This window comes from Mesorhizobium sp. M2A.F.Ca.ET.043.02.1.1 (assembly GCF_003952405.1).
Classification (GTDB): domain Bacteria; phylum Pseudomonadota; class Alphaproteobacteria; order Rhizobiales; family Rhizobiaceae; genus Mesorhizobium.
Genome location: NZ_CP034445.1, coordinates 5,474,311 through 5,501,117, shown reverse-complemented (window position 1 = coordinate 5,501,117; position 26,807 = coordinate 5,474,311). Strand labels below are relative to the sequence as shown.

Here is a 26,807-nt window from a genome sequence, read left to right as displayed (position 1 = left end):
CAGAGTCCGTTTCGAAACTCGCTCCTGCGAGTCAGGTGAAGGTGTCCACAGAGCGCCGCGCGTTTTTAAAACGCGCTAAGGACGCTCTGTAAATCCGACCTTGCGCATGGCCCTCTCCGAAAGCAACGTGCTTTCGGGGCCATGCGCGGAACCGGAGCGGAGCGTACATATAGTACGTGAGCACTGAAGCGCAGGTGGCGCCTTCAGATGGCCGCAGGAGTAGAGTTTCCAAACGGGCTCGCTAATTAATCAAGCCGGCGTGTTTCATCGCCTGGTCGATCTTTTCGGCCGTCGAGGCCTCGATCGTCACCAGCGGCGAGCGCACCACGTCTTCGACCTTGCCAAGCTTCGAGAGCGCATATTTGGCGCCGCACAGGCCGGGTTCGATGAAGATCGCCTTATGCAGCGGCAACAGTCGGTCCTGCAGCTCGAGCGCCTTGGCACTGTCGCCGGAGAGTGTCGCTTCCTGGAATTCGGCGCAGAGCCGCGGCGCGACATTCGATGTCACCGAGATGCAGCCGACGCCGCCATGGGCGTTGAAGCCGAGCGCCGACGCATCCTCGCCCGAGAGCTGGATGAAGTCCTTGCCGCAGGTCATGCGCTGCTCGGAGACGCGCTCGACCTTGCCGGTGGCATCCTTGACGCCGACGATGTTCTTGAAGTCTTGCGCCAGCCTGCCCATCGTCTCCGGCGTCATGTCGATCACCGAGCGCGGTGGGATGTTGTAGATGATGATCGGCAGCCTGGTCGCCTTGGCGACGGCGGCGAAATGCGCGTAAAGGCCGCGCTGCGTGGGCTTGTTGTAATAAGGCGTGACGACAAGGGCGGCATCGGCGCCGGCCTTCTCGGCATATTGCACCAGTCCGACCGCTTCCTCGGTGTTGTTGGAGCCGGCGCCGGCGACGACCGGAACACGGCCCTTGGCCACCTCGATGGCGACCTTCACGACCTGGCGGTGCTCCTCATGCGACAGCGTCGGCGACTCGCCTGTGGTGCCGACCGGGACGAGGCCCGTGGTGCCCTCGGCGATCTGCCATTCGACGAAAGCGCGAAAGGCTTTCTCGTCGAAACGCCCGCTCTTTTCGAACGGTGTGACGAGCGCGGTCAGCGAGCCTCTCAGCATATCTTCCAAACTCCTTGGAACTTTGTCTGTTTACGCATGTCGTTATCCCAAAACCGGTTCCCACTTTTGGGCGACATGCGTCTGTTTTGTTTGCGCGCCTTCTAACCGAAAGCGAAGCCGCGCACCATAGTCTCGACATGGTTTAGCGGCAAGCATCGGCGTAGTGCCAGCAAGCGCAATTCGAACGGCCTCGATAACCTTTTGTTTACGAGCCCTTCACGACCTAAGTCTAGGCTTCGCATCGGGTTCTCTAGTGCCCGCGCCTGCTGACGATGTGCTAGGATTGCAACCATGCCGACGAGGCGGCCTCATCTCTTCGCGCTTTTCGGCGCGATCGTCGCGCTGACGCCGACCATGGCGATCGGCGGCAGCGTCGACGCGCGCGTGACGGCTTCTATTCCCATGCCCGATGCGCCGCAGACGCCTGGCCCCACCGCCCCATTCTTCGACATCGCGCAACTGAAGAGCGGCCTCGACGCGCTTGCCGCCAACAACATTGCCGGCGCGCGCAATGCCCGCGACACGCTGCCCGCCACTTCGCTCGACCGGCACATCCTGGCCTGGGCGATCGCGCTTTATGGCGGCGACCAGGTGCCGAGCGGCGAGATTGCCGATGCCGCCAAGATGCTTCCCGGCTGGCCGGGCACGATCGCCCTGCGCAAGAACAGCGAACGCGCGCTCTATCGCGAAAACCCGCCGCCGCAAGTGGTGGTTCAGGCTTTCGGCCGCAGCCAGCCGCTGACGCCGGAGGGCGTCATCATCCTTGCCCGCTCGCAGGTGGCGCTTGGCAATCAGGCGGCGGCCCGGTCGGTGCTGGTGCCGTTCTGGCGCAGCGAAAAGCTGGAAGCCAAGGACGAGAACGCCATCATCAAGGAGTTCGGCACGCTGATCCCCGCGGCCGACCATCGCTACCGCATGGAGCGCATGTTCTATGCCGACCGGCCGTCCTCCGCGCTGCTCGTTGCCGGTCTTGCCGGCGCTCAGCCGCTGGCGGATGCGTGGGCGGCTGCCGACAAGGGCGACAAGAACGCCGCCAAACTGTTGAAGGCGGTGCCGGCGGCGCAACGCTCGGCCGGCTATTTCTTCGCCGAGGCGGAATATCTGCGCAAGCAGCAGAAATTCACTGAAGCCGCTGCTGTCGTGATGAAGGCGCCGACCGACCGCGATTCGCTGGTCGACCCCGATGCCTGGTGGGTGGAACGGCGTGTGCTGTCGCGCGAGCTGGTCGATCAGGGCGACATGAAAACCGCCTACAGAATCGTCTCCATGCATGCGGCCGAAAGCCCGGCCAATGCCGCCGAGGCCGAATTCCATGCCGGCTGGTACGCGCTGCGCGGCCTCAACGATCCGGCGATCGCCGCCACCCACTTCAAGCGCATTGCCGAGCTCGCGCAGGGACCGGTGTCGCTGTCGCGCGCCTATTACTGGCTCGGCCGCGCCGCGGAAGTCGGCGGTCCGGGCAGCGCCAAGGATTATTTCACGCGCGCGGCCAGCTACGGCACGACCTTCTATGGCCAGCTCGCCGGCGAGCGCGTGGGGTTGAGGACACTCAACATCGCCTACCCGAAACCGAGCGCGGCCGACCGCCAGAGCTTCGACGGGCGCGAGGCGGTGAGCGCGATCAAGCGGCTGCAGGAGGCGGGCTATGACCGCTATGCCGAGACGCTCTATCGCGACCTTGCCGGACAGCTGACCAGCCCGGGCGAGCTGGCGCTGCTTGCGGTGCTGGCGGAAAAGCAAGGCAACCATTTCATGGCGCTGAAGGTCGGCAAGATCGCCGCCCAACGCGGCATCGATGTTGGCGCGCTGTCGCATCCGCTCGGCGTCATTCCCGATTCGGCCAACATTTCCGGATCCGGCAAGGCGCTCGCCTACGCCATTGCCCGCCAGGAAAGCGAGTTCAATGTCGGCGCCGTCTCCAGCGCCGGCGCGCGCGGCCTGCTGCAGTTGATGCCGGGCACGGCCAAGCAGTTGGCGAAGAAGACCGGCATGAATTTCTCGCAGGCGCGGCTGACGAGCGATGCCGGCTATAACGCGACGCTGGGCTCGGCTTTCCTCGGCGAGCAGCTCGACCGCTTCGGCGGCTCCTATGTGCTAACCTTCGCCGGCTACAATGCCGGCCCCAACCGCGCCGCCCAGTGGGTGGCGAAATACGGCGATCCGCGCGGCAAGGACGTGGACGCGGTGGTCGATTGGATCGAGCGGATTCCTTACACGGAAACAAGAAGTTACGTGCAGCGCGTGATGGAAAATTACGAGGTCTACAAGATGCGTATTTCGGGGAAGTACGACATCGTGGGGGACCTTGTGAACGGACGGAGTTGAGGCGGCGTCCGCAAGGCGTTTAGGGTCGAGTTCCTTCGCGCCCCCCTCTGTCCCGCCGGCGTGAGACGCTTCCATACGATGCTTCCTATTTGACGATCCTCACTCTCGCCTGTAGCTGTCCGTTCGATTCAGCGAGGACAGCACTCCGATGGCGAGCGACGAAAGTTTCTCCGACTTCTTCTATCCCGCAGCTGACGGCCTGAAGCTCCATACCCGGATCTATGGCGAAAGAAACGCCGACGCCTGGCCGGTCATCTGCCTGCCGGGCCTCACCCGCAATGCCCGCGACTTCCATGAGCTGGCGCTGCATCTTTCCAGGAAGGCGGAGATCCCCCGTAAGGTCATCGCCTTCGACTATCGCGGCCGCGGGCAATCGGACCACGATCCCGATACCGGCCACTATAATGTCGGGGTCGAAGCCGGCGACGTGCTTGCCGGGATGTCGGCGCTCGGCGTCGAGCACGCAGCCTTCGTCGGCACGTCGCGCGGCGGCCTGATCATCCATGTGCTCGGGGCATTAAAGCCGACCGTGCTGAAGGCCATCGTGCTCAACGACATCGGCCCTGTGATCGAGGCGGAGGGGCTGGCCCATATCCGCTCCTATCTCGACCGCGCGCCGAAGCCGAAGACACTCGCCGAGGCGGTGGATACCCAGCGGCGCGTGCATGGCGCCGATTTCCCGGCGCTCACCGACGTCGACTGGGCGAGGATGGTCCGGGCAATCTGCCGCGAGACGGCGGCGGGCTGGGTGCCGGATTTCGATCCGGCGCTGGTCGACACGCTGGCCGGCATCGATTTCAGCAAGCCGTTGCCGGGTCTGTGGCCGCAGTTCGATGCTTTGGCCGCCGTGCCGCTGCTTGCCATTCGCGGCGGCAATTCAAAACTATTATCAGCTGCGAGCGTCGAGGAGATGGGAAGACGTCATCCCGGCATGGAGACGATCACCGTCGAAGGTCAGGGACACGCTCCCTTTCTGGAAACCGGCACTCTGCCGCGGGAGATTGCGGATTTCCTCGATCGGGCAGAGCGCGAATCAAAATAAAGTAAAGCCCGAGACTAATTCAACCTCGGGCTTGTCGATAAAATATAGATTCTCCGGCACGCGGCGCGTGCCTATTTGCCCTTGGAGCTCTTGCGCCGCGCCTTTGCCGGCTCCGCTCCGCTCTCCTTGCGAGCGGCTTTGCCAGGTGACGGCGCGGTCAGGGGAGAGGCAAAGACGGAGTTCTCCGCGGCGCTCGGCGCCTGATCGGCACGCGGCTTCTCGAGAACGACGACACAGCCATCAAGATCGTTGGTGGCGAGGTGCGCGTAACGCATGGTCATCGACAGCGTCTGGTGGCCAAGCCACATCTGGACGCGCCTGATGTCGATACCGCCCTGAACGAGGCGGGAAGCACAAGTGTGACGCAAAATATGCGGCACCACCTGCTCATCGGCGCCGAGACCGACTTCCGCCTTCGCTTCGTTCCAGATGGCGCGGTACTGCGCCTGGCTAAGCTTGGTGAACGGGCCCTTCGGCCGGCGTCCTTCGGTGTTCGGCGGCAGCTTGATGACTTCCTTGACCCGTTCGGTCATCGGAATGGTGCGGCTGCGGCCGGATTTGGTGATCCAGAAGGAGACGCGATGCTCCTGGATGTCGTTCCAGATCAGGCCGAGCGCCTCGCCGAGGCGGCAGCCGGTATCGACCAGGAAGACGGAGAGCCTGTAAGCATCCTCGCTGCGGCTCCTGATGGCGGCGAACAGCCTTGCCTCTTCGTCCCTTTCTAGGAAACGAATCCGTCCTGCCCGCTCCTTCTGGCGGCGGAACTCAGGCAGGCTGTGGATATCTCCCATCTTGTGAGCCTTGCGCAGCAGCTTGCTGAGTGCAGCCATCTTGCGATTGATGGTTGCGTTGCTGTTCCCGCGCTGGCGCAAGGTCCCGATAAGATTGTCCAGGGTGTTCTGGTCAAAGGTGCTGAAACGCTCTCCGAGAAGGATCTCGTCTATTTCACCGATGAAAGAGCTGACATTGTATTTATGCCGCCCATCATCCCAGAGTATATCTCGGTATGCTGCAAAGAGTTCCCCGATCCTGTGCGATTTTACTTCCCGGATCTTGTTGAACGTGTAGTTGAACTTCGAATTCTGAGAAGAAAAGAACGCAAAATGACCAGAGGCCTCGGCCTCTTGAACCGCTTCGTTCGACATTTTTAGCCACACCCCCTGTGGTTAAGCCTTCAGCCCTAACCGTTCGGAGATGTCCTTTCAAGAGTTTTCGAGTCTTGCGGCCGATCCCATCCGCCGAAGCGGATCCCACAAAATCGTTCCATCAGACTCAATCAGCTTACCGTTTCACCCCCATCCTTTCGTTTGCGTTGACCAACCGCGGAAAATAAAAACGGCCCGGGCGTGGAGACGCCCGGGCCGGATTTCACCTGTAGCAGTCCAGCCCTTAGAAGGAGCGCTGGAAGCGGAGGAGACCGCCGATGGCGTCGTCGCCATCAGTAATACCGGTCCAGTTGTGGTTCAGGCCATCGGCTTCGTTGATGCTGCCTGCATTGACGTAGTCGACTTCGGCCGTAACCGTGAAGCCGGGAACGATGTCGTAGGCGATGTTGGCGGCGATGCCGAGGTTCTCACCTTCGTCATACGAGACCTGAGCGTTGAACGAGGTCTTCTCGTTGAACTTGTAGGTGCCACCGCCCCAGACTGCCCAGTTGCCGTCCCACTGCTTGTAGAAGCCGCGGCCGCCAGCTGCGAAGGCATAGGTCGGGTCCGTCAGGTTGTCATCGGTGCCGTAGCCGCCGATGATGAACAGCGAGATCGCGTCATTGACGTTCACGTCCAAGCGGACCTTGCCGGCAACTTCCTCGTAGTTGCTGTCGTAAGCGATAACGCCGGTGATGGCGCCCCAGCCCTGCGTCCACTTCACGCCGCCGACGACATGCGGAACATAGCTGTCGATCGTGCCCACGCCGTAGACACCATCAGTGCCGCCGCCCGAGCCTTCTTCGAGAGAGATCACGGCCGAGAAGCCGTTGCCTGCGTCGAAGTAGTACTGGACGACGTTGGTGTCGAAGTCGCCATAGGGAACCAGCGTATCCTGGATGACGTTGCCGGCGTAGCCGATGAACGTGTTGAAGGCCGATTCGTCCTTACCGACGCGCAGCCCACCGAGCTGGATCCAGGCGAAGTTCAGCGAAGTGCCCTTGTTGAAGGCCGGATTGACGGCGTTGGCCGCGGGGAGCGGACCCGCGCCATCGGGATCAACGAGCGCGCCCAGGTCGGCATTGCGGTTGCCGAAGTTCCAGCGGGTCTCGGTGTAGGTCTTCAAGGTGCCGAGCTCGGTCTCCTGGCCGGTCCAGGTCTTCAGGGTGAAGCGGGCATTCTTGTAGAAGGTGTCGTTGCTGCCGCCGTCCTCAACATCGGCGGACGTCGCGCCGTCGAACGAGCCGACGTCGCCGACGCCGATGTCGTAACGGACATAGCCGCCGATGCGCAGGCAGGTTTCGGTGCCGGGGATGTAGAAGTAGCCCGAGCCGTACACGTCGCAGATCTTGACGTATTCAGCCGGTTCCGGCTCGGCGACGGTCACCGCGTCGGCGGCGCGGGCGCCCGAAACTGCGATCAGGGCCGCAGCGGAGCCGAGAAGAAGGCTCTTGATGTTCATTTTCTGACCTCCAGTCAGAATCGAACGGAAGCGATGCGGACTTTCGACCAAAATTATGGGCAATGCCTTGTTATTGCGCTCTTTTTCGCCCCCGTGCAGCGTGACGAAGGGCGTCTGCCGGTGATTGCGCGTCCGGTTCCGGTCTAAGAAGGCGCTCCAATGAAGGCGCCTCTGCTGGCTCGAAAAGGCCGCATAAGCCACGATTCGCCACGTCTGGGCCGATGCGATGCCGACGCTCCACCGCTTTCCCAAGTTGTCGGCCAGAGGATTTTTCGGCGATTATGGCGCCGGCTTGTTGATTGTGCCCACGCTTTTCTTTATCCAGCGCGCGACGGAGAGGTGGCCGAGTGGTCGAAGGCGCTCCCCTGCTAAGGGAGTAGAGGTCAAAAGCTTCTCGTGGGTTCGAATCCCATCCTCTCCGCCATCCTCCCCCGCGCTGCGCGCGACAAGCCTCCCTTCGCAAGGCGATTCTGCGGCAAGAACCGGACGAGGCGACTCGCCGGGACGCCGCAATTCAGCCGGCCGATCGCCGGATTTGGCCGGATTCAGCCGCCGTGGAGGCCCTGATGGTTAACGAGAGCTTTCGGAGTGAGGCCAAATCGTGTCATTTGTGCAACAACATCCGGGGATAGCGTCTGGATCGGGCTTTCGCCGATACGATCGTGGTTGAACGCCGCCGCCGCCTGGGTAAAGGTCACGTTCGAAGGAGCGGCGCGGTGCGCATCTTTTTCGGTAGTGGGGATGGGGCAGGGAACGCTGTCCTTCAGCAAAAAATACCCAGACCCGTTTTTTAACTTTTGACTGGAGGTCAGAAAATGAACATCAAGAGCCTTCTTCTCGGCTCAGCTGCGGCCCTGATCGCAGTTTCCGGCGCCCGCGCCGCCGACGCGGTGACCGTCGCCGAGCCGGAACCGGCTGAATACGTCAAGATCTGCGACGTCTACGGCTCGGGCTACTTCTACATCCCCGGCACCGAGACCTGCCTGCGCGTCGGCGGCTATGTCCGTTACGACATCGGCGTCGGCGACGTCGGATCGTTCGACGGCGCGAAGTCGTTCGACCACGAGGACGGCGATGAGCAGAGCACCTTCTACAAGAACACCCGCTTCACGCTGAAGACCTGGACCGGCCAGGAAACCGAACTCGGCACCTTGAAGACCTACACCGAGACCCGGTTCAACTTCGGCAACCGCAACGGCTACCCATCGGCAGACGATCCGACCACGGCAGCGGATGAATTCAACAGCAATCCTGCCGGCAACAAGAACGTTTCGCTGAATTTCGCCTGGATCCAGCTCGGTGGCCTCCGCGTCGGTAAGGACGAATCGGCCTTCGATACGTTCATCGGCTACGCCGGCAACGTCATCCAGGATACGATCGTCCCCTATGGCGACTTCGACACCAACGTCGTCCAGTACTATTTCGACGCCGGCAACGGCTTCTCGGCCGTGGTCTCGCTGGAAGAAGGTTCGGGCGTCGTCGGCACCATCGACAGCTACGTTCCGCATGTCGTCGGCGGCGTGAAGTGGACTCAAGGGTGGGGCGCCATCACCGGCGTCGTTGCTTACGACAGCAACTACGAGGAAGTCGCCGGCAAGGTTCGCCTGGATGTGAATGTCACCAACGAACTGTCGCTGTTCGGCATGTTCGGTTATGGCAGCGACGACAACCTCAACGACCCGAGCTATGCCATCGGGGCCAGTGGTCGCGGCTTCTATAAAATCTGGGGCGGCAACTGGGCATTCTGGGCCGGCGGCACCTACAAGTTCAACGAGAAGACCTCGTTCAACCTCCAGGTGTCGGGTGATCAGGACAAGAACTATGGCGTGGCGGCGAACGTCGCCTATGACATCGTACCCGGCTTCACGGTCACGGCCGAAGTCGATTGGGATCACTTCGGCAAGTTCGATGATTGGGTTTCGGGTGCCGACGTCGTCAACTTCACCGGCGCCGACAAGAAGAACAGCGTCGGCGGTCTGCTCCGCTTCCAGCGCTCGTTCTAACAGGCACTGCCTGATCGAAATCGAAACCCGGCGGGCGATCGCCGGGTTTTTCATTTGGTTGCGAGGTGAAGACCCGCGGTGCCTTAAGCGCGCCGCAGGTGCCTGATGGCAAGTGCGTGTTCGCCAACCGTCAGATAAGCATCGCCCAAACTGAAGTGGAAATATGGGTCGAGTGGCGTCTGGTCGACCGCCCGAGCAAGGTATTTGATGGACAACTTATCATCGACGCCCAGTCCCAGCGTCCCCAACATGTACAAAGCCATCGGGTGCTCGGGCGTCCTTGCCAAAACGCGACGACACAGTTCCTCGGCCTCGGGCAACCTGCCCGCCAGCTGAAGTTCCAGCAACATTTCGTTGGCCTGCATACGCGGCTTCGCCTTCGGCTGCTTGAGTGTTGGCTGTTTTACAGTCTGCTTTGGCGCGGGTCCGCTCTTCAAATGCTTGGACCAGCCAGGGGCGGTCGGTTATTCATCTCGCCTCGCTAACAAAACGAGGCGCGGGAATCCAGCCATGGTGCAACCGGCAACGCACCCGCGCTATTTGCCCCTTTCGACAACTTGCACCCACTCCCCGCCCACGCTAGCAAGAAGCCCCCTTTCTCAACCGAGCCCTTTGCCATGCGCCAGCGCCCTTCCCTCGCGCCGATCATCGGTGCGCTTCCCACCACTGTGCCGTTCGTCGGGCCGGAGGCGCAGGAGCGCGAGGGCGGGCGGCCTTTTCGCGCCCGCATCGGCGCCAATGAAGGCGGTTTCGGGCCTTCGCCACGCGTTATCGCGCGCATGGAGAGCGTCGCGCGCGATCGATAGCGGCCTTGCTTTCGGCTGTCCGGTCTTGGGTTGTGGAATTCTCTTTCCAACGGATCTTTCAGGTGTTTGGACCAGGCGGGCGGCAGCCGGTTGTTCATCGTGTCTGGCTAGAAAAAAGGGGCAACAGAATCCAGCCTCTCGGGCGCTGAAGGCAGGTCGCCTCCTAATCGCCCGCGCCGTTTACGCCACCTAATACGATCACTGGGTCGTCACATCACCCTTCAGGATCGTCTCGAGCTCGTCTGGCGGGGCATTGTTCGTTTTTCCTTCAATGGCCGCGACGGGCGCGCTGACCGTGCTTGCCGCGACGTTGCCGATCGTGTCGACCGTGCCGGCAACCACAAGGCCGAGTTCGTCGCCAAGCCCCACTCTCGAATCCGTCAAGGTCTGGCCGGAAGCAAGTTGCGCGCCGAGCAATTGGACGATCTCCGGACTTTCAGCGAACTTGCTGTGATTCAAGCGATCCGCGGTCTTTACGTCGGTCAGATCAAGCACGGTTATTCCAGCCGCCTGGAGCTTCGATTTGTATGGCTCCTTCGACGGGTCGGCCTGCCCCACCCTGTCGACATTGCCCGCAATCAGGCGCGAGACGGCGAGCGCCCGATCGTCCCGCGAGACGGTGATGGTGAACTTCGGCTTTTTCGGCCCAAGCTCGGTCCACTGGCGACCAAAGACATCCACGTCGAGATCGGGAGACGCCAGTATGACGTTCCTGATCTTGGGCGAAACGCGCCCGTCCTCCAGCGCCATCTGCCTCAGCGATTCCATCGCCAGCCAGGTGCCCATCGAGTGGGCCATGACGGTGACGTCGGTCACGCTGCGGTCGTCGGCCAAGGCCTTCAATGTCCGCTCGAACGCAGTGCGCGAGAAATTCGCGCTTTCCTTGTCGTAGTTGTAGCCAAGCACACTGGCGCGCGACGGCCATGTGAAAAGGATCGGCACGACGTTCGCCCGCGAGTCGTGCACGAACTGCGCGAAGCGAAAAACCGAGTCCTCATACCGGTTGTTGAAGCCATGCACGAAGACGAGAACATGGCCGTTCGAATTGTGAGCATGCAGCCATTTGTGAGCCTCGGGAATCGACAGGTTTCGTGCGGCAATGACCGCGAAATCCTTTTGGGGGTTTGGCGGCAGCTTTTTCGGCCACTCGACCGTGCCGGGCGCACGGTTCGGCGGAATCGAGATGGTCAGGTCGGTCAACGAAAGCGCCGGGCTGCGCTCGCCCGTGAACAAGGTCGCCGGGTCGCCGGAAGGCTTGCGGCTGGTCGCGACCAACATCGTCACATCCGATGCCGCCGGCGAAACCAAGCTCGCGGGGATCGGCGCCAGAACCCCTTCGGGTCCAGTTCCGCACGCCGTGAGCGTAAGGAATACGGCCGATATGGCTGCTGCAACCCGCCAGCGCGCCGGTTTGGACCTCCCGGTGCCGCGATGCCCATGGAGCGCGCTGCGCCCTCCTCTCACGACGGACGCGCGATGCATCGAAAACCCAGGTGGCAAGTGGACGTATCCACGGGCTGCGCCATGCGAGCGGCCGGCCGGTACCGTCGGCAATAGCTGGGGGCGCACAGGAAGGACCCGCCCTTGGTCACCTTGCGTGGAATTTTGATGTCGGGTGTCAGCGGGTCGAAGCTCGCCTCACGCTCGCCGCCGCGCGGATTTTCCATCGTACAGCAAGGGCTCTCGATCCGGCGATGTTCCTGGTACCAGTCGGTGGTCCACTGCCAAACATTGCCGGCCATGTCATGGAGCCCGTAGCCATTTGCCGGAAACGAGCCGACGGGCGCAGTCCATTCGTAGCCGTCTTCGCAATCGTTGCGGAAAGGGAACTCGCCCTGGTAGGTGTTGGCCATATGCCGGCCGCCAGGCGTCAGCTCGGCGCCCCAAACGAATTCGGCGCCCTCCAGCCCGCCGCGGGCGGCAAACTCCCACTCGGCCTCGGTCGGCAGAGCCTTCCCCGCCCAGTTCGCATAAGCTTCCGCGTCCTCATAGGCGATGTGCACGACGGGATGGCTGTCGAGCCCCTTCAGCCCGCTGGCGGGGCCGCGTGGGTGCCTCCAGTTCGCGCCACGGACGTAAGCCCACCAGTTGTAGTGATTGTTGCGATCGATGCCGCGCGAGGGCCTGACGAACAAGGCTGAGGCCGGCGCCAATGATTCTGCACTGGCCCCGGGATAGTCCGCGGCATTCGCTGGACGCTCGGCCAGCGTGACATAGCCGCTGGCCTCGACGAAGCGTCTGAACTCGGCATTCGTGACGGTCGAGCGATCCATCCAGAAGCCGCCGACGACGACGCGGTGCGCCGGCGCCTCTTCGGGATAGTGGCTGTCCGAGCCCATCAGGAACTCGCCGCCGCGAATCCAAAGCATATCGGCGTTTGACGAATCCGTTGGCTTTGCTGCAGGTCGCGCTTCAGTCATCGGCTGGTCTCGTCTGAACGGCAGAGCGCATCCGCCGTTCAATCCCCCGCAGCGAACATTTCCTCCGGGCTTGGTGTCACCAGCGGCGTGAAGTAGGTCAGCCGCACTGCCTCCATAAGCAACAGCGGGGGTTTCATCTGGGCTGCGAGCTCGGTGATCCTTGCCTGCAACACCTTGACCTTATCAGGATACTTATCAGCCAAGTTAGTGGCCTCCGATTTGTCCTGCGACAAATCGAACAGCTCTATCTTTTGCGGCAACGTTGCCGACCACAACAATTTCCATTCGCCCTCGCGCACCGCACCGGCCATCGGATCGACATTGTAGACGATCTCTGTGCGCGGCGAAGGTTTGCCCTCGCTGATGGCCGGCCACATATCCACGCCGTCCAGCGGTTTATCCTTGCCAGGCTTGGCGCCGGCCAGCCCAGCCAGTGTCGGCAACATGTCGACGACATGCATGAGGCCATTGAAGACGCCAGGCTTGACCTTGCCGGGCCAGTTCATGAAGGCGACCGAGCGGGTGCCGCCCTCATAGAGGGTGCCCTTGCCTTCGCGATAGGGGCCGTTATCCGCAGGCAGCTTGCCACCCACCTTCGAGTCGCCCGCAAACATCGAGTTAACGACGCCACCGTTGTCGCTCATGTAGACGATCAGGGTATTGTCGCGAATCCCTTTCTTCTCAAGGGCGGCAACGACATTGCCGATCTCGTCATCGATCACCGAGATCATTGCGGCATAGGCTCTGCGGTTCTCGTCGGCGATGTTCTTATATCGGTCGAGATATTCCTTCGGAGCCTGGAATGGCGTATGGGGCGCGGTGAAAGCGAGGTAGAGAAAGAGCGGCTTCTTCTGATCGTGAGCGTTGATGACCCGGACAGCTTCCTGACCGAACAACGTGTTGTCGAAGCCCGGTTCCTTGATCGGCTTGTTGTTCCTGTACCAGTCCGCGATACCATGCGATGCATGTTTGAAATGGTCGATCTCGCCGACCGTCGCCCCGTAGAATGAATCAAATCCACGCTGCTTCGGCCAGTAGTCCGTCTTGGCATGGCCGAGATGCCATTTGCCACTCATCGCCGTCTGGTAGCCCGCGTCTCTTAGGATTTGCGGAAGAAGTGTCTCATCGAGCGGAAGGCCATAGGTTCCCGCTGCGGGGACAACGCCAACCTGCATGCCATAGCGCAGCGGATAGCGGCCGGTCATGAGGGCGCTGCGCGTTGGTGTGCACATCGGCTGCACGTAATATTCTTCGAGCTTCGTCCCTTCCGCGGCAAGCTTGTCGATGTTGGGCGTCTTGATGTCCGAGCCGTGATAGCCGACGTCTTTCCATCCCTGATCGTCCGCAACGATGAAGACGATGTTCGGCTGCGAGGGCTGGGCCGCCGCCGTCTGGACGCCCGCAAGGCCGGCGAGCGCGCCGGAAAGGCCGACAGGTGCTGCAAATCGCGAAACCGCAGCCGCAGTGCCGCCCATCAAAGCGTCCCGTCGCGTGATTCTGTTGGTTGCACCGGCTTCGGCCGGGAAGTCTCGATCGTTGCTCATATTATGCCCCTGCTCTGCTAATTCACGCCGTTCTGCTCAAAACCGCGGCGCGTCTGGTGTTCTGGCGCCAATCATTTGCCTGGAATCCAAAGGCGCGGCGGCTCAGCACCCACGTCTGCCGCTGCCGTTGCTGCGGCGCGCTCAATGTCCTCTGCGCACACCTGCGAATAGCCCTGCCTGTTCATGCTCCCCACTCGCCGTGCGTCGGCGGTATTTCCGCGCTATTTCCCTCGCGCTATTTTCGCTTAAGTTATTGCTAATAGAACCGTGCCGCTATCCACTTTGCGCAAAGGAGGCATTTTTTGGCGTCCTGACCTGCGTCGCCGTCCCGGGAGATGCTTTGCTGTGGCTCGTCACGCGGGCGGCTCAGACGCGCCCCCGAGCGCACGTCACCTTTCGCTTGCCTGGGCGCCTTGGCCCACCGTAAGCGCCTTGTCCACTCTAGTTGCGAGGAATAGCAGAACATCGAGAACAGCACGGCAATCAGAAGGACAATCTTCCCCAGCCTGATGTCCACCTCGTCGAACTTGACGAAAACACTACCGAGAACATGGCGCTGGCATAGATGAAGTTGAGCCGCGCCAGAAATTGGAGAATGTGAGATGCTACGGTAGAGCGAGGCAAGACTACGCTTTGCCGTATTGACATAGCCGACCAGTAACCGACTTGCCCGGCGATGGAGCAAAGGGCGGCAATCAAATAGAGTGGCGGGTCAAACTGCTGACCGGCTAACAGCAACCGGCGGTAAAATGGAATTCCGTTCCACAGCACGATCGTATCGGCAATGGTCTGCACCAGCAGCTACAAGACCGGCGGGCGATGCCTGGCTCCGCCATCGCTCAGCAGCCCAATGCCGAATGCAGGCGCCGCAGAGAACCAACCACGTCATCTCAATCCACTATTATCCCGGATGGGCTGGCGAGAATTGATAAGTGAGCCCCAGAATCGGACCCTGCTGAGTGAGTTTGTTCACGAAGCCGTCATGGCTATAATTGTCGTGCACGGCCCGATAGCCGACGAACATCGACATCTTGTCGTTGAACTGATAACCGGCCCCTCCCATTACATCCCACATTGACTTGGACCCTGCGCCGAAACCGCCGACGAGGCCCCAGCCAGCCAAGTAGATCCCGTTACCGACATCGGCCTTGAATTTGGCGCCGATCACCGGATCGACCCACGTATCGCCGTCGCTCGCTGACCTGCCATCCAGCACACCTCCGTGGAAGTCGAAACTGTTGTCGACCGACCAGAGGCGGGCACCGGCGACAAGATCGAAATTCGTCCCATCCTGATAGTAAACGCTGTAACCACCCAGCGCCGTACCCATGAAAGTGCTCACCGTCGCATCAATGTTGGACGCGAGGATCCCCTTCGGGGTGCCTATGTTGGCGTCGAGCTTGGCGTACACTATGTCCGTGCTGATTGTGAAAGGCCCGTTGCGAGCTTCCGTAAGCCCCATGAAGCCGAATTTGAGGTGGTGCAGCACGTCGCTGAAGCTCACATCGACATCCTGAGGCGGAAATCCGAAGACTCCGCTCTCGCCCTTGATTCCCGAGGCCCAGAGATACGGGGCGACAGTCAACGTCCAGCCCTCATCCCGCTGCCTGGCGATGTCCGCCGCAGATGCGTCGACGGCACAAAGTACCGATATCACAGCCGTTCCCAAGGCCACCAAACGAAATCTTTTCACGATCATCCCCTCAAGGTGCTCCTCGATTTGCTATACTTAGCCGGCGCGTGCACGCCCGCATCATGTCCCGCGCCGTCTCAGGTCCTGCCCTCTGTCAAATTGCCTTTGATCCAATGTGCGATGCTGACGCCGTCAACGCGATGCGTACGGCCAAGACGCCTGGCGCCTCCCCAATAAGTAGATCTGCTTCGTCCATCGTCCCCAGAGCCGTGAGTCGGCGATATTTTGCGGCGAATTGATCTCGCGCAATTTGCGTTTAAGCTACACCTAATACAAGTGTTGTGATATCCACTTTGCGCAAAGGACGCATTTTTGAGCGCGTGGCCTCCAACGACTTCGCACAGGGACGTGCAACTTGGCCCAGACGCGCTCGGCGATGCCGCCTCTGGGCTGCCCGTGAAGGTCGACAGGCTTTCGCCAGGGCAAATGCCGTCGCGCCTCCGGCAAATCCAGTCCCACGGCAAGTGGGCGCTCGATCTGGCTGAATTCAATTGCGCCTTCCGTGCGAACGGCGGCTTTGATCCAGGTTCCGTGGCAATCGTGGCTGTAGAGCGGGCCCGGGACTCGACGATCTGCGGCATTCCGCTCAAGGACGACATGATCGTGGCAATTCCCGCCGGCACGAGCGTCGCAGCGACGGTCAAGCCCGGCCTTCGCTACACGGGCGCCGTTGTTCCGACGTCGATCTGGGTGGAAATCCAGGCACTTTCCGCCGGCACGATCTTGGATCGGGCGGCCGACCATCCAAATGCCGTTCGGCTCACCGCCAGCGATGCGCAAATGTTCCGCAGCCAGATGGAGGCGATGGCATACCGCTTCGGGGAAGCCGCAAGCGATTCAGCCTTGCCGGAGCATACTCCGATCGCGTTGGCGGAATATTTGGGGGGCATAGCCAACGCGTTCGCTGGCGCCCGTGGCAACGTCGAAACAGATCGGTCCTCCAGTCGCCACCTCCGACAGGCATGGGCGGCCGAGGATTTTATTCGCGCGCACATCCGCGAAGACATCCCCATCATCCGGTTGTGCAAGGAAATCGGCATCAGCCGACGACAATTGGAGTATGCCTTTCGCGCCGCCTTTGCTCTCAGCCCGCTGGAATTCATCAGGGCGGTTCGCCTCAATGAAGCGAGGCGATTGCTCACTGCGCGGGGGGCGGATGGCTTGAGCGTCACAAGGATCGCGATGGAGGTGGGGATCACCCATCTTGGCCGTTTCGCTGCGAGTTATCGCATGCTGTTCGGTGAGTCCCCGAAGGACACACTTCAACGTGCCAGAAGATGACAACGAGGGTGAACGTGGTCGCGGAATTGGCGCCAGTCGTCATGCAGGCAGTTCGACGGAAATTGCGCAATCCGGATAGAAGCCCGATTATATAATTGGTATCCTCTAAAATATGTTGCCTCCGGGGGCGGCGGTCCGGGTTTGCGTCAGGTGAGCGACCTCATCGGCTACGGATTTGAACGCAGGCAAGTTGTGAGTTCTTGGAGGATGCAACTGAAAAAATCGAGCTTGAGATCGACTGGCGCTGCCGGGATAGCATTCGCATTGATGCTTGCGGGAATCGCCGATGCCGTTACACCCTTCGCCCTTTTCGTCAGCCCTGCGCAGGCCCGCGTCGGTCACCCGCTCACTCCAGGAAGCGTAGCTGGGGTTGCCAGGCGCACCACGCGCCGTACGATCCGCCGTTCGACCATCTATGTGACCAGACTACCGGCAGCGTGCGTGAAAACTTCGATCAACGGTACCGTGCTGTGGCACTGTGGCAGCACGTATTACCAGCCCTACGGGGGCCGATACGTCGTCGTCCACATTCATTGAGAGAAATGGCATCGGCTCTCCGGGCGGCCGCCAACTTGCGCCCGCCGGTCGCACAGGCTAGCTAGAAGCTCCTCTCAAGCGAGCCAATGCCATGCTTCGTCGCCCTTCCCTCACCCCGATCATCGGCGCGCTTCCCACCACGGTGCCGTTCGTCGGTCCGGAGGCGCAGGAGCGCGAGCGCGGGCGGCCTTTTCGCGCCCGCATCGGCGCCAATGAGAGCAGTTTCGGCCCGTCGCCGCGCGTCATTGCGCGCATGGAGAGCGTCGCGCGCGACCAGTGGATGTATTGCGATCCCGACAATTACGAGCTGAAGGTTGCGGCGGCCGCGCATCACGGCGTGGCCGTCGAAAACGTGGTCGTCGGCGAAGGCATTGACGGGTTGCTCGGCCTGGTGGCACGTATGTATGTCGCGCCGGGCGATGCGGTCGTGACCTCGCTCGGCGCCTACCCCACTTTCAATTTCCACATCGCCGGCGTCGGCGGCCGGCTGGTCACGGTGCCTTATGCCAATGACAAGGAGGATTTGGACGGGCTCCTCGCCAAGGTCGTCAGCGAAAAGGCGCCGCTGGTCTATCTCTCCAATCCCGACAATCCGATGGGAAGCTGGTGGGAGGCGCCGGATGTCGTCCGCTTCATCGAAGCGCTGCCGGAAACCACCATGCTGGTGCTTGACGAAGCCTATGGTGAGCTTGGCCCGGCCACGGCGCTGCCGGCGATCGATGTCGCGCGGCCGAACGTCATCCGCATGCGCACCTTCTCCAAGGCTTACGGCCTGGCCGGCATACGCTGCGGCTACGCCGTGGCGGAGGCCGAGGTGATCCGCGACTTCGAGAAGATCCGCAACCACTACGGCGTCAGCCGCATGGCGCAGATCGCCGGTCTCGAGGCGCTTGCCGATCAGGATTACCTGCGCACGGTGGTGGCGCGCGTGGCGGCTGGCCGCGAGCGCATTTCGACCGTCGCCAGGCAGAACGACCTGAAACCGTTGCCGTCGGCGACCAATTTCGTCACCATCGACTGCGGCCGCGACGGCGCCTTCGCGCTGAAGGTGATGCAGGGCCTCTTGTCGCGCGACGTGTTCATCCGCAAGCCGATGGTCCCCAGGCTCGACCGCTGCATAAGGGTCAGCGTCGGCCTCGACCACGAGCTCGACATCTTCGCCGAGGAATTGCCGGGCGCGCTCGCGGCAGCGCGGGGGAACTGACCGGACCCCAGCCCCTGCTTCCCAGGGAGCTAATTGGGCGATTCACAGTCCCGCGGCTGCCAGCAGACGCGTCACGCGGTTCAGCGCATCGGAAAGCTCAGCGGCTTGCCCGTTCTCGAGCTTGACGATCAGGCGGGCGAGATCGCGGTTCGTCGTTGCCTCGAGATCGGCCAGCGCGGCCTTACCCCGCTCGGTCAGCGCAAGGACGGGCGGCCCGTTCTCCGGGTCGTCGCGCATTTCAGCCAGCCCCGTGGCAGTGAACTTCCGAAGCACCCGCATGAGATAGGCAGGGGGAGGTTAAGTTCTTCGGCCAGTTCGGATGCCACCCGGTGCGAGGTCGAGATGAAACATGCGCGCCAGCAGACCTGCCCGTCCGCCGGGTCGGGTCTTGCGCCCGAGCTCGAACAGCACGCGGGCTTCGGCCAGCGTGTAGGGGCTCTGCATCAAGGTCTCATCGAGCAACCCCACTAGCCCGGTATAGAACCGGTTGAAGCGACGAATCTCACGGACCAGAGCTTCATGCGGCATGCTAACCTCCTTGAGGGCATTGCATCCGATAATTTCCTTATTGTTGACTGAGTCAATTATTTAATCCACCGAGCCACCCATCCTTTGAACCGGTTGCATTTGACCTTTCATGCTCCAGATTGATGGGGAAGATTCTGGAGCGGGCGATGCAGGGTGAGCAAAAAGCCGTTCGGGTGCGTGTTTCCGGTACGGTGCAAGGCGTGAGCTACCGTGTCTGGACGCGCGGCGAAGCCCTGCGTCTCGGGTTGACGGGTTGGGTGCGCAACGAGCGCGACGGCTCGGTCACCGCTCTGATTGCCGGCGCCGATGCCGCTGTCGCGGCGATGACCGAACGTCTGTGGCAAGGGCCGCGGGGCGCGCTCGTCTCGAAGGTCGAGATCGAGGAAGCGGGCGACGACGCGCCGGCGGATTTCAGGATCATCGTCTAGGGCCATTCCTCGCCCCACGACAGTGGGGAGAGGTGGCGCGGCGAAGCCGCGACGGAGAAGGGAACAGCGCAATCTTGATGAATTTCAGAACAAACCCGCCAGCGCCGCAACCCCCGCTCCGTCTCGGGCTTCGCCCGAGCCACCTCTCCCCGCTTTGAGGGGGCGAGGAATTGCTTTCTTCCCATCTTGAATTAATTGAACGTTCGTTTTATTAGTGCTGTTGGAGGCGAATATGGCGCGCACCACAGGCTCAGACGGGGAAAAGACCGAGGCGGCCGTCCGCGAGGCGGCGGTCAGCCTGATCGCGCGGCTGGGTTATGAGGCGATGTCGATGCGGCAGCTGGCGGCGGAGGTCGGCGTGCAGGCGGCCGCGCTCTACCGTTACTTCCCCACCAAGGAAGATCTGCTTTTCACCTTGATGCGAGAGCATATGGAAGGTCTGCTCAAGGCCTGGGAGGCGGCGCGGCCGGCGAGCGCCGAGCCGGTCATCCGGCTTGCCGCCTATGTCGAGAACCACATCGCCTTCCACATCGAGCGGCGCCATGCCACTCATGTCTCCAACATGGAGCTGCGCAGCCTCTCGCATGAACGACTGACGCAGATCCTCAAGATGCGCACAGCCTATGAGAAGGAGCTGCGCACGATCCTGCGCGACGGCCTGGAAGCTGGGGCTTTCGAGATCGACGATACAGGCCTGACCGCCATGGCGCTGATCCAGATGATGACCGGCGTCATCGTCTGGTTCCGTCCGGGCGAACGACTGTCGATCGCCGAAGTCACGGCATCATATCTTTCGATGACAATGCGCCTGGTCGGCGCGACAATCAGCCATGGCACCGCGCGTCCTTCCGGGCGAGCCGGGAACGCCGTGGCACTCTGATACGGGCATGATCCCCGCGAAGACCGGGGCGTGCGCAGGGAGGAACGGCATGTATACGAACACGCTCAGCTTCGGACTTGATCCCGACATCGAGGCGTTGCGCGACACTGTACGGCGCTTCGCCCAGGACAGGATCGCGCCGATCGCGGCGGAGATCGACCGCTCCAACGAGTTTCCCGCGCATCTGTGGGGCGAGCTCGGCGAGCTCGGCCTGCTCGGCATCACCGCCGATCCTGATTTCGGCGGAACCGGCATGAACTATCTCGCGCATGTCGTGGCCATGGAGGAGATTTCGCGCGCATCGGCTTCTGTCGGCCTCTCCTACGGCGCGCATTCGAACCTTTGCGTCAACCAGATCAATCGCTGGGCCACGCCGGCGCAGAAGGAGAAATACCTGCCGGCCCTCTGCTCGGGTGAAACCGTCGGCGCGCTGGCGATGTCGGAACCGGTCGCCGGCTCCGACGTGGTGTCGCTCAGGCTGCGCGCCGAAAAGCGCAATGACCGCTATGTGCTCAACGGCTCGAAAATGTGGATCACCAACGGCCCCGACGCCGGAACGATGGTGGTCTACGCCAAGACCGATCCGGAGCGCCATTCGCGCGGCATCACCGCTTTCATCGTCGAAAAGACTTTTGCCGGCTTTTCGGTGGCGCAGAAGCTCGACAAGCTCGGCATGCGCGGCTCCAACACCGCAGAGCTCGTCTTCGAAAATGTCGAGGTGCCGTTCGAGAATGTGCTGCATGAGGAAGGGCGCGGCGTCGAGGTGCTGATGTCGGGGCTCGATTATGAGCGGGCAGTGCTTTCCGGAGGCCCGATCGGGCTGATGGCAGCCTGCCTCGATGTGGCTGTCCCCTATGTCCACGAGCGCAAGCAGTTCGGCCAGCCGATCGGCACGTTCCAGCTGGTGCAGGGCAAGCTCGCCGACATGTACACGACGATGAATGCCGCGCGGGCTTACGTCTATGCTGTGGCGGCCGCCTGCGACCGCGGCGAGACCACGCGCAAGGACGCCGCCGGCTGCGTGCTCTTCGCCGCCGAGAAGGCGACGCAGATGGCGCTCGACGCGATCCAGCTGCTCGGCGGCAACGGCTATATCAACGATTACCCGACGGGACGGCTGCTGCGCGACGCCAAGCTCTACGAGATCGGCGCCGGCACCAGCGAGATCCGCCGCTGGCTGATCGGCCGCGAGATCATGGCGGAGGGGGTCTAGTGAGCGCGGGTTTTGACCTTGGTCGACCCTTCGTCGACGCGCTTTTGCGCAACCTCCGCGAGCGTATCAGAAACCCACTGGTTGATCGATTTGCCATCGCTGGCGGCGGCCCTTCCCAACAGGGCGTGGATTTCGGGCGTAGTACGCAGAGCCAGCTTGCCGGAATAGGGCTTTTGCGGGTCGACGCCGCGCTCCTTGCAGAAAGCAAGATAGTCATCGACGCTGTCGTGAAACGCCTGAGGCAGATCTTCCGCCGAATGAGCTTCGAAATGAACGGTGTCGCGTATCCCGTGCACAATTCCGTGGAAGGCGGCATCATCCTCCTCATACCAGATTTCCGCGACATATCCCTTGTACGGCTTCATGGCCTGATACCTGCTTCAATCAAAAAACGTCTGACTGCCTTCACTGCGCCTTTGTCCGTATCCGGGCTTGGGTGTGGACGATGGAAGACGGCGCGATTTCTTCCAATTTCGACAAGCACACGTGAACCGTTTCCTTCGGAAAGCTCCGCGCCAAGTGCTATCAAGAGCGCTTCGATCTCCCGCCATTTTATCGAACCACTTACCGGGTCCGCAAAAATGGCTTTCAGTGTTTGTCTGTGTTTGCCGCGCATGATGACCTCCATGGAAAATGACCCGGCTAAAAGTGCCAAGGTCGCCGTTGGTGGTCGCACGTCCTGCGCGACGAGATTGATAGCAAAATATGATATCATCTGAGGTTCGTCAATGCCTGCCCTGACCTCGCAAATCTCCCCCTCCTCCGACACTTTCCGCGCCAATGCCGAGCGCATGCGGGCGCTGGTCGACGACATTTCCGAGAAGGCGGCAGGCATCGAGCGCGGCGGCTCCGACGAGGCGCGCGAACGCCACGTCTCACGCGGCAAGTTGTTGCCGCGCGAACGGCTGGCGCAATTGCTCGACACCGGCTCGCCTTTCCTCGAGGTCGGCCAGTTCGCGGCCTGGTCGATGTATGGCGAGGACATTCCGTCGGCCGGCATCATCACCGGCATCGGCCGTGTGGAGGGCCGGGAAGTGATGGTCGTCGTCAACGACGCGACGGTGAAGGGCGGAACCTATTATCCACTGACGGTGAAGAAGCATTTGCGCGCGCAGGAGATCGCGCTGCAGAACAATTTGCCCTGCGTCTACCTGGTCGACAGCGGCGGCGCCAATCTGCCCAATCAGGACGAAGTCTTCCCCGACCGCGAGCATTTCGGCCGCATCTTCTACAACCAGGCCAACATGTCGGCGGCGGGCATCCCGCAGATCGCCTGCGTCATGGGCTCCTGCACGGCCGGCGGCGCCTATGTGCCGGCGATGTCGGACGAGACGATCATGGTGCGCAACCAGGCGACCATCTTCCTTGGCGGCCCGCCGCTGGTGAAGGCGGCGACGGGCGAGGATGTCAGCGCCGAGGAGCTCGGCGGCGCGGACGTCCATACCAGGCTTTCCGGTGTCGCCGACCACTACGCCATGGACGACGAGCACGCCTTGGCCATTTGCCGGCGCATCATCCGGAATCTGAATCGGAACAAGACCCTGGGCCTGAATTTGCAGAAGCCGATTCAACCGCTTTACGATCCGCAGGAACTCTACGGCATCGTACCGACCGATCTGCGCCAGCCCTATGACGTGCGCGAGGTAATCGCACGCCTTGTCGACGGTTCGGAGTTCGACGAGTTCAAGCAGAATTACGGCACGACCCTGGTCACCGGCTTCGCCCATCTGCACGGCATGCCGGTCGGCATCCTCGGCAACAATGGCGTGCTGTTTTCCGAGAGCGCGCTCAAGGGAGCGCATTTCATCGAACTCTGCTGCCAGCGCGGCATTCCGCTGGTCTTCCTGCAGAACATCACCGGCTTCATGGTAGGGCGAAAATACGAGGCCGGCGGCATCGCCAAGGACGGCGCCAAGCTGGTGATGGCCGTCGCCACCGCCAAGGTGCCGAAGCTCACCGTCATCATCGGCGGCTCGTTCGGCGCCGGCAATTACGGCATGTGCGGCCGCGCCTATTCGCCGCGCTTCCTGTGGATGTGGCCCAACGCGCGCATCTCGGTGATGGGCGGCGAGCAGGCAGCCACCGTGCTTGCCATGGTCAAACGCGAAGGCATCGAGCGCAAGGGTGGTGAATGGGGCGCCGAGGAGGAAGCCAAATTCAGGAAGCCGATCCTGATGAAATACGAGCATGAGGGCCACCCGCTCTATTCTTCGGCGAGGCTCTGGGACGACGGCATCATCGATCCGGCCAGGACCCGCGACGTGCTGGCGCTCAGCCTCTCGGCCACGCTCAATGCGGGCATCGAGGAGACGAAGTTCGGCGTGTTCAGGATGTGACGATGGGTGCTCTCGGCGACAGGATCCGCATCCACACCGGCGACATCACCCGACTCGTGGTGGATGCCATCGTGAACGCAGCGAATTCCTCATTGCTCGGCGGTGGCGGCGTCGACGGCGCCATCCACCGCGCGGCCGGGCGGGAGCTGGTTGCCGAGTGCCGGACGCTGAACGGCTGCAAGACCGGCGACGCCAAACTGACCAGGGGCTACCGCCTGCCGGCGCGTTTCATCATCCATACGGTCGGTCCGGTCTGGCAGGGCGGCGGCGAGGGCGAGGCCGGCCTGCTTGCCTCGTGCTATCGGCGCTCGCTCGAAATCGCCACCGACCAAGGCTGTCTAACGATCGCGTTCCCAGCCATCTCGACCGGTATTTACCGCTTTCCGAAAGAGGAAGCGACCGGGATTGCCGTCGACACTGTAAATAACTTTCTGCGGCAGAATGCAGTGCCAAATGCAGTTACCTTCTGCTGTTTCGATGAGCAGACGGCGGAGATCTACCGGCGGGCCGCCGCTGCCGTTGGAAGGAGCGGACCTTGATGACCAAAACTTCCCAAGAGGCGACCTTGGCAGAGCACTCCCTTGGCAAGGGAGAGGTCTATGATTTCGGACGAGTGCTTGTTCGGACACGCTGGCGGGACAGCGCCCCCCTCTGCCCTGCCGGGCATCTCCCCCACAAGGGGGAGATCAGCAGCTTTGCGGATGGCTCTTTTCCTGCAACGTCGATAGTTGGCGAAGGCGGCGGCGACATCCGATCTCCCCCCAAGTGGGGGAGATGTCCGGCAGGACAGAGGGGGGCGCGAAGGAACGCCGACTTCGCTCAAAGCATACTCTGGCTGCGGAGGCTCCATGTTCGGCAAGATCCTGATCGCCAATCGCGGCGAGATCGCCTGCCGCGTCATTCGCACGGCCCGCAAGCTCGGCGTGCGCAGCGTGGCCGTCTATTCCGACGCCGACGCCCGCGCCTTGCATGTCGAGATGGCCGACGAGGCGGTGCATATCGGCCCCTCGCCTGTCGGTGAAAGCTATCTGCGCGGCGACAAGATAGTTGCCGCGGCGCTCGCCACCAGCGCCGAGACGATCCATCCCGGCTACGGCTTCCTGTCGGAAAATCCGGACTTCGTCGACCAGGTGACGGCAGCAGGCCTCGTCTTCATCGGTCCCTCCGCCGCCTCGATCCGCGCCATGGGACTGAAGGACGCCGCCAAGCGGCTGATGGAGGCGGCTGGCGTGCCTGTCGTGCCCGGCTATCACGGCGAGGCGCAGGAGATCGTGCTGCTTGCCTCCAAGGCGCGCGAGATCGGGTATCCCGTCCTGATCAAGGCGCGCGCCGGCGGCGGCGGCAAGGGCATGCGCCGCGTTGACCATCCCGACGATTTTTCCGAAGCGCTCTCGGGCGCGAGGCGCGAAGCGAAAGCGGCGTTCGGTGACGACCGGGTGCTGGTCGAAAAATATGTCGACAAGCCGCGCCATATCGAGTGCCAAGTGTTCGGCGACAATTTCGGCAATGCCGTGCATCTTTTCGAACGCGACTGCTCGGCGCAGCGCCGCCACCAGAAGGTGATCGAGGAAGCCCCCGCCCCCGGCATGACGCCCGCGCTGCGCAAGGCAATGACCGAGGCCGCCGTCAAGGCCGCCAAGGCGATCAACTATTCGGGCGCCGGCACCATCGAGTTCATCGTCGATGCTTCGGAAGGACTGAAGGCCGACCGCTTCTGGTTCATGGAGATGAACACGCGGCTGCAGGTCGAGCACCCGGTCACCGAGATGGTCACCGGCGTCGACCTTGTCGAATGGCAGTTGCGCGTCGCGTCCGGCGAAAAGCTGCCGAAGACGCAAGGCGAGATCGCGCTTTCCGGCCACGCCTTCGAGGCACGCCTCTATGCCGAGGACGCTGCGAAAGGGTTCCTGCCGGCGACAGGCACGCTGCATCATCTGAAATTCCCAGACGCGCCGCCGGGAGGCGCCACAATGCGCATCGAGACCGGCGTGCGCGCCGGCGACGCGATCTCGCCCTTCTATGATCCGATGATTGCCAAGCTGGTGGTGCACGGCAAGGACAGGAACGCCGCCCTTGCGGCATTGCGCGATGCGCTCGCCGAGACCGAAGTTGCCGGCTCGACAGTCAACACCGCCTTTCTCGCGGCGCTCGCGGCCAACCCCGATTTCGCGGAGGGCGATGTCGATACCGGGCTGATCGGCAGGCATCAGGAGGTGCTCACCGCCATCCCCGCGCCGAGCGACGAGACGATTGCCGCCGCGGCGCTGGCCGCGACCGACGCCGGCGCGCCAGGTGCGGCCGCAGATCCGTGGTCGACGCTCTCAGGCTATGCCCATTTCCACACGCTCGCGCGCCGCATCCGCCTGCGCCATGGCGAGGAGAACATTCTGGCCCGGGTTTCGGCGCGGCCGGACGGCCGCTTCCAGGTGGCGCTGGAGGCGCCGCATGATGCCGTGAACACGCATGATCTGAGAACCATGCCGCGCGCCGTCCGCTGGCCCGGCCACGTCACCGTCTTCGAGGGCGCCGTCGGCTACGCCTTCACGGTTCCCGACCCGCTGGCCAAGGCCGACGAGGCGGGTAGCGCCTCGGGCAGCCTGCGCGCGCCGATGCCGGGACTGGTCAAGCTGGTGCGGGCAGCAGTGGGCGATGCCGTGATCAAGGGCCAGCCGCTTCTGATCCTCGAGGCGATGAAGATGGAGCACATGATCGCCGCCCCGCATGACGGGGTGATCGCCGAGATCGCGGCCGAGGGAGCTCAGGTCAGCGATGGCACCGTTTTGGTGCGGTTCGCGGAGGACCACAAATAAAACGAAAGTGGCCGGGACAAGGCCCCG

Annotated in this window: 23 protein-coding genes, 1 tRNA gene and 3 pseudogenes; 14 read left to right on the top strand and 13 right to left on the bottom strand. The window is 62.4% G+C overall.

The genetic code is table 11. The annotated features are described in order from the left end of the window. Positions 1 to 241: 241 nt before the first annotated feature. Positions 242 to 1,123 carry a 4-hydroxy-tetrahydrodipicolinate synthase gene (dapA, locus tag EJ068_RS26010; protein WP_127251725.1) on the bottom strand — a complete coding sequence of 294 codons (882 nt, stop codon included), beginning with the start codon at positions 1,121 to 1,123 and terminating at the stop codon, positions 242 to 244. 291 nt (positions 1,124 to 1,414) lie between these two features. Here dapA and EJ068_RS26005 point away from each other — a divergent pair, with 291 nt between their 5' ends. Then, positions 1,415 to 3,448, top strand: coding sequence for a lytic transglycosylase domain-containing protein (locus EJ068_RS26005; RefSeq protein ID WP_127251726.1), 2,034 nt, complete (start codon positions 1,415 to 1,417; stop codon positions 3,446 to 3,448). 148 nt (positions 3,449 to 3,596) lie between these two features. Beyond that, positions 3,597 to 4,490, top strand: coding sequence for an alpha/beta hydrolase (locus EJ068_RS26000; RefSeq protein ID WP_127251727.1), 894 nt, complete (start codon positions 3,597 to 3,599; stop codon positions 4,488 to 4,490). Positions 4,491 to 4,561: 71 nt separating this feature from the next. Here the strand turns inward: EJ068_RS26000 and EJ068_RS25995 are convergent, their stop codons facing one another. Further along, positions 4,562 to 5,635: a site-specific integrase gene (locus tag EJ068_RS25995; RefSeq protein WP_127251728.1), complete on the bottom strand. Its 1,074-nt coding sequence runs from the start codon at positions 5,633 to 5,635 to the stop codon at positions 4,562 to 4,564. 244 nt (positions 5,636 to 5,879) lie between these two features. Next, on the bottom strand, positions 5,880 to 7,097 hold the full coding sequence (locus tag EJ068_RS25990; protein ID WP_127251729.1) for a porin: 1,218 nt from the start codon (positions 7,095 to 7,097) through the stop codon (positions 5,880 to 5,882). Between the two features lie 333 nt (positions 7,098 to 7,430). Between EJ068_RS25990 and EJ068_RS25985 the strand changes: the two genes are divergently transcribed. Further along, positions 7,431 to 7,521 (top strand) — tRNA-Ser (locus EJ068_RS25985). Positions 7,522 to 7,642: 121 nt separating this feature from the next. On the opposite strand, the gene EJ068_RS25980 is transcribed toward EJ068_RS25985, so the two are convergent. After that, positions 7,643 to 7,867, bottom strand: a complete 225-nt coding sequence (locus EJ068_RS25980; protein WP_127386479.1) for a hypothetical protein — start codon at positions 7,865 to 7,867, stop codon at positions 7,643 to 7,645. Between the two features lie 45 nt (positions 7,868 to 7,912). Between EJ068_RS25980 and EJ068_RS25975 the strand changes: the two genes are divergently transcribed. Continuing rightward, positions 7,913 to 9,100, top strand: coding sequence for a porin (locus tag EJ068_RS25975; RefSeq protein WP_127386119.1), 1,188 nt, complete (start codon positions 7,913 to 7,915; stop codon positions 9,098 to 9,100). Between the two features lie 83 nt (positions 9,101 to 9,183). Here the strand turns inward: EJ068_RS25975 and EJ068_RS25970 are convergent, their stop codons facing one another. Continuing rightward, positions 9,184 to 9,465: a tetratricopeptide repeat protein gene (locus tag EJ068_RS25970; protein ID WP_127251401.1), complete on the bottom strand. Its 282-nt coding sequence runs from the start codon at positions 9,463 to 9,465 to the stop codon at positions 9,184 to 9,186. A 252-nt stretch (positions 9,466 to 9,717) separates the two neighbouring features. Here EJ068_RS25970 and EJ068_RS25965 point away from each other — a divergent pair. Next, positions 9,718 to 9,900, top strand: a pseudogene (locus EJ068_RS25965) (pyridoxal phosphate-dependent aminotransferase); the annotation flags it as partial. Positions 9,901 to 10,167: 267 nt separating this feature from the next. Here the strand turns inward: EJ068_RS25965 and EJ068_RS25960 are convergent. From EJ068_RS25960 to EJ068_RS25945, 4 genes and pseudogenes are all read right to left on the bottom strand, one after another. Further along, positions 10,168 to 11,184: pseudogene (locus tag EJ068_RS25960) on the bottom strand (alpha/beta hydrolase); the annotation flags it as partial. A gap of 182 nt (positions 11,185 to 11,366) precedes the next feature. Then, entirely contained in the window at positions 11,367 to 12,275 is a 909-nt protein-coding gene (locus EJ068_RS25955) for a formylglycine-generating enzyme family protein (protein ID WP_245498683.1), read from the bottom strand. A gap of 89 nt (positions 12,276 to 12,364) precedes the next feature. Next, positions 12,365 to 13,870: an arylsulfatase gene (locus tag EJ068_RS25950; protein ID WP_127251404.1), complete on the bottom strand. Its 1,506-nt coding sequence runs from the start codon at positions 13,868 to 13,870 to the stop codon at positions 12,365 to 12,367. A 901-nt stretch (positions 13,871 to 14,771) separates the two neighbouring features. Next, positions 14,772 to 15,569 carry a hypothetical protein gene (locus tag EJ068_RS25945; protein WP_127251405.1) on the bottom strand — a complete coding sequence of 266 codons (798 nt, stop codon included), beginning with the start codon at positions 15,567 to 15,569 and terminating at the stop codon, positions 14,772 to 14,774. 390 nt (positions 15,570 to 15,959) lie between these two features. Between EJ068_RS25945 and EJ068_RS25940 the strand changes: the two genes are divergently transcribed. From EJ068_RS25940 to EJ068_RS25930, 3 genes and pseudogenes are all read left to right on the top strand, one after another. Beyond that, complete coding sequence (locus EJ068_RS25940) at positions 15,960 to 16,844, top strand: helix-turn-helix domain-containing protein (RefSeq protein ID WP_127251406.1); 885 nt, start codon at positions 15,960 to 15,962, stop codon at positions 16,842 to 16,844. A 303-nt stretch (positions 16,845 to 17,147) separates the two neighbouring features. Beyond that, positions 17,148 to 17,381: pseudogene (locus EJ068_RS33475) on the top strand (hypothetical protein); the annotation flags it as partial. 91 nt (positions 17,382 to 17,472) lie between these two features. Next, the gene (locus tag EJ068_RS25930) at positions 17,473 to 18,585 is read left to right on the top strand and encodes a pyridoxal phosphate-dependent aminotransferase (protein ID WP_126078337.1); all 1,113 of its coding nucleotides are present in this window, start codon (positions 17,473 to 17,475) and stop codon (positions 18,583 to 18,585) included. A gap of 42 nt (positions 18,586 to 18,627) precedes the next feature. Here the strand turns inward: EJ068_RS25930 and EJ068_RS33470 are convergent, their stop codons facing one another. After that, a complete protein-coding gene (locus EJ068_RS33470) occupies positions 18,628 to 18,822 on the bottom strand; it encodes a hypothetical protein (protein WP_245463227.1) in 195 nt (64 codons plus the stop codon). Positions 18,823 to 18,882: 60 nt separating this feature from the next. Next, positions 18,883 to 19,113: a hypothetical protein gene (locus EJ068_RS33465; RefSeq protein ID WP_245463226.1), complete on the bottom strand. Its 231-nt coding sequence runs from the start codon at positions 19,111 to 19,113 to the stop codon at positions 18,883 to 18,885. Positions 19,114 to 19,259: 146 nt separating this feature from the next. On the opposite strand from EJ068_RS33465, the gene EJ068_RS25920 reads away from it, so the two are divergent. The 3 genes from EJ068_RS25920 (at position 19,260) to EJ068_RS25910 (ending at position 21,634) form a co-directional block, all read left to right on the top strand. Then, entirely contained in the window at positions 19,260 to 19,541 is a 282-nt protein-coding gene (locus tag EJ068_RS25920; protein ID WP_127251419.1) for an acylphosphatase, read from the top strand. A 232-nt stretch (positions 19,542 to 19,773) separates the two neighbouring features. Continuing rightward, a complete protein-coding gene (locus tag EJ068_RS25915) occupies positions 19,774 to 20,421 on the top strand; it encodes a TetR/AcrR family transcriptional regulator (protein ID WP_127251407.1) in 648 nt (215 codons plus the stop codon). 49 nt (positions 20,422 to 20,470) lie between these two features. Then, the gene (locus EJ068_RS25910; protein ID WP_127251408.1) at positions 20,471 to 21,634 is read left to right on the top strand and encodes an isovaleryl-CoA dehydrogenase; all 1,164 of its coding nucleotides are present in this window, start codon (positions 20,471 to 20,473) and stop codon (positions 21,632 to 21,634) included. Here the strand turns inward: EJ068_RS25910 and EJ068_RS25905 are convergent. Both EJ068_RS25905 and EJ068_RS25900 read right to left on the bottom strand, forming a co-directional pair. Then, complete coding sequence (locus tag EJ068_RS25905; protein WP_128314716.1) at positions 21,631 to 21,999, bottom strand: type II toxin-antitoxin system HicB family antitoxin; 369 nt, start codon at positions 21,997 to 21,999, stop codon at positions 21,631 to 21,633. The genes EJ068_RS25910 and EJ068_RS25905 overlap by 4 nt on opposite strands. Further along, a complete protein-coding gene (locus EJ068_RS25900) occupies positions 21,996 to 22,250 on the bottom strand; it encodes a type II toxin-antitoxin system HicA family toxin (protein WP_127251420.1) in 255 nt (84 codons plus the stop codon). Before EJ068_RS25900 ends, EJ068_RS25905 begins: the two co-directional genes overlap by 4 nt. 112 nt (positions 22,251 to 22,362) lie before the next feature. Between EJ068_RS25900 and EJ068_RS25895 the strand changes: the two genes are divergently transcribed. The 3 genes from EJ068_RS25895 to EJ068_RS25880 all read left to right on the top strand — a co-directional run bounded on the left by EJ068_RS25895 (position 22,363) and on the right by EJ068_RS25880 (position 26,780). Next, entirely contained in the window at positions 22,363 to 23,970 is a 1,608-nt protein-coding gene (locus EJ068_RS25895) for a carboxyl transferase domain-containing protein (protein WP_127251410.1), read from the top strand. A 2-nt stretch (positions 23,971 to 23,972) separates the two neighbouring features. Continuing rightward, positions 23,973 to 24,509 (top strand): O-acetyl-ADP-ribose deacetylase, encoded by a 537-nt coding sequence (locus EJ068_RS25890; protein WP_127251411.1) that lies wholly within the window; start codon positions 23,973 to 23,975, stop codon positions 24,507 to 24,509. 309 nt (positions 24,510 to 24,818) lie between these two features. Next, positions 24,819 to 26,780 (top strand): acetyl/propionyl/methylcrotonyl-CoA carboxylase subunit alpha, encoded by a 1,962-nt coding sequence (locus tag EJ068_RS25880; protein WP_127251412.1) that lies wholly within the window; start codon positions 24,819 to 24,821, stop codon positions 26,778 to 26,780. The last annotated feature ends 27 nt before the right edge of the window (positions 26,781 to 26,807 follow it).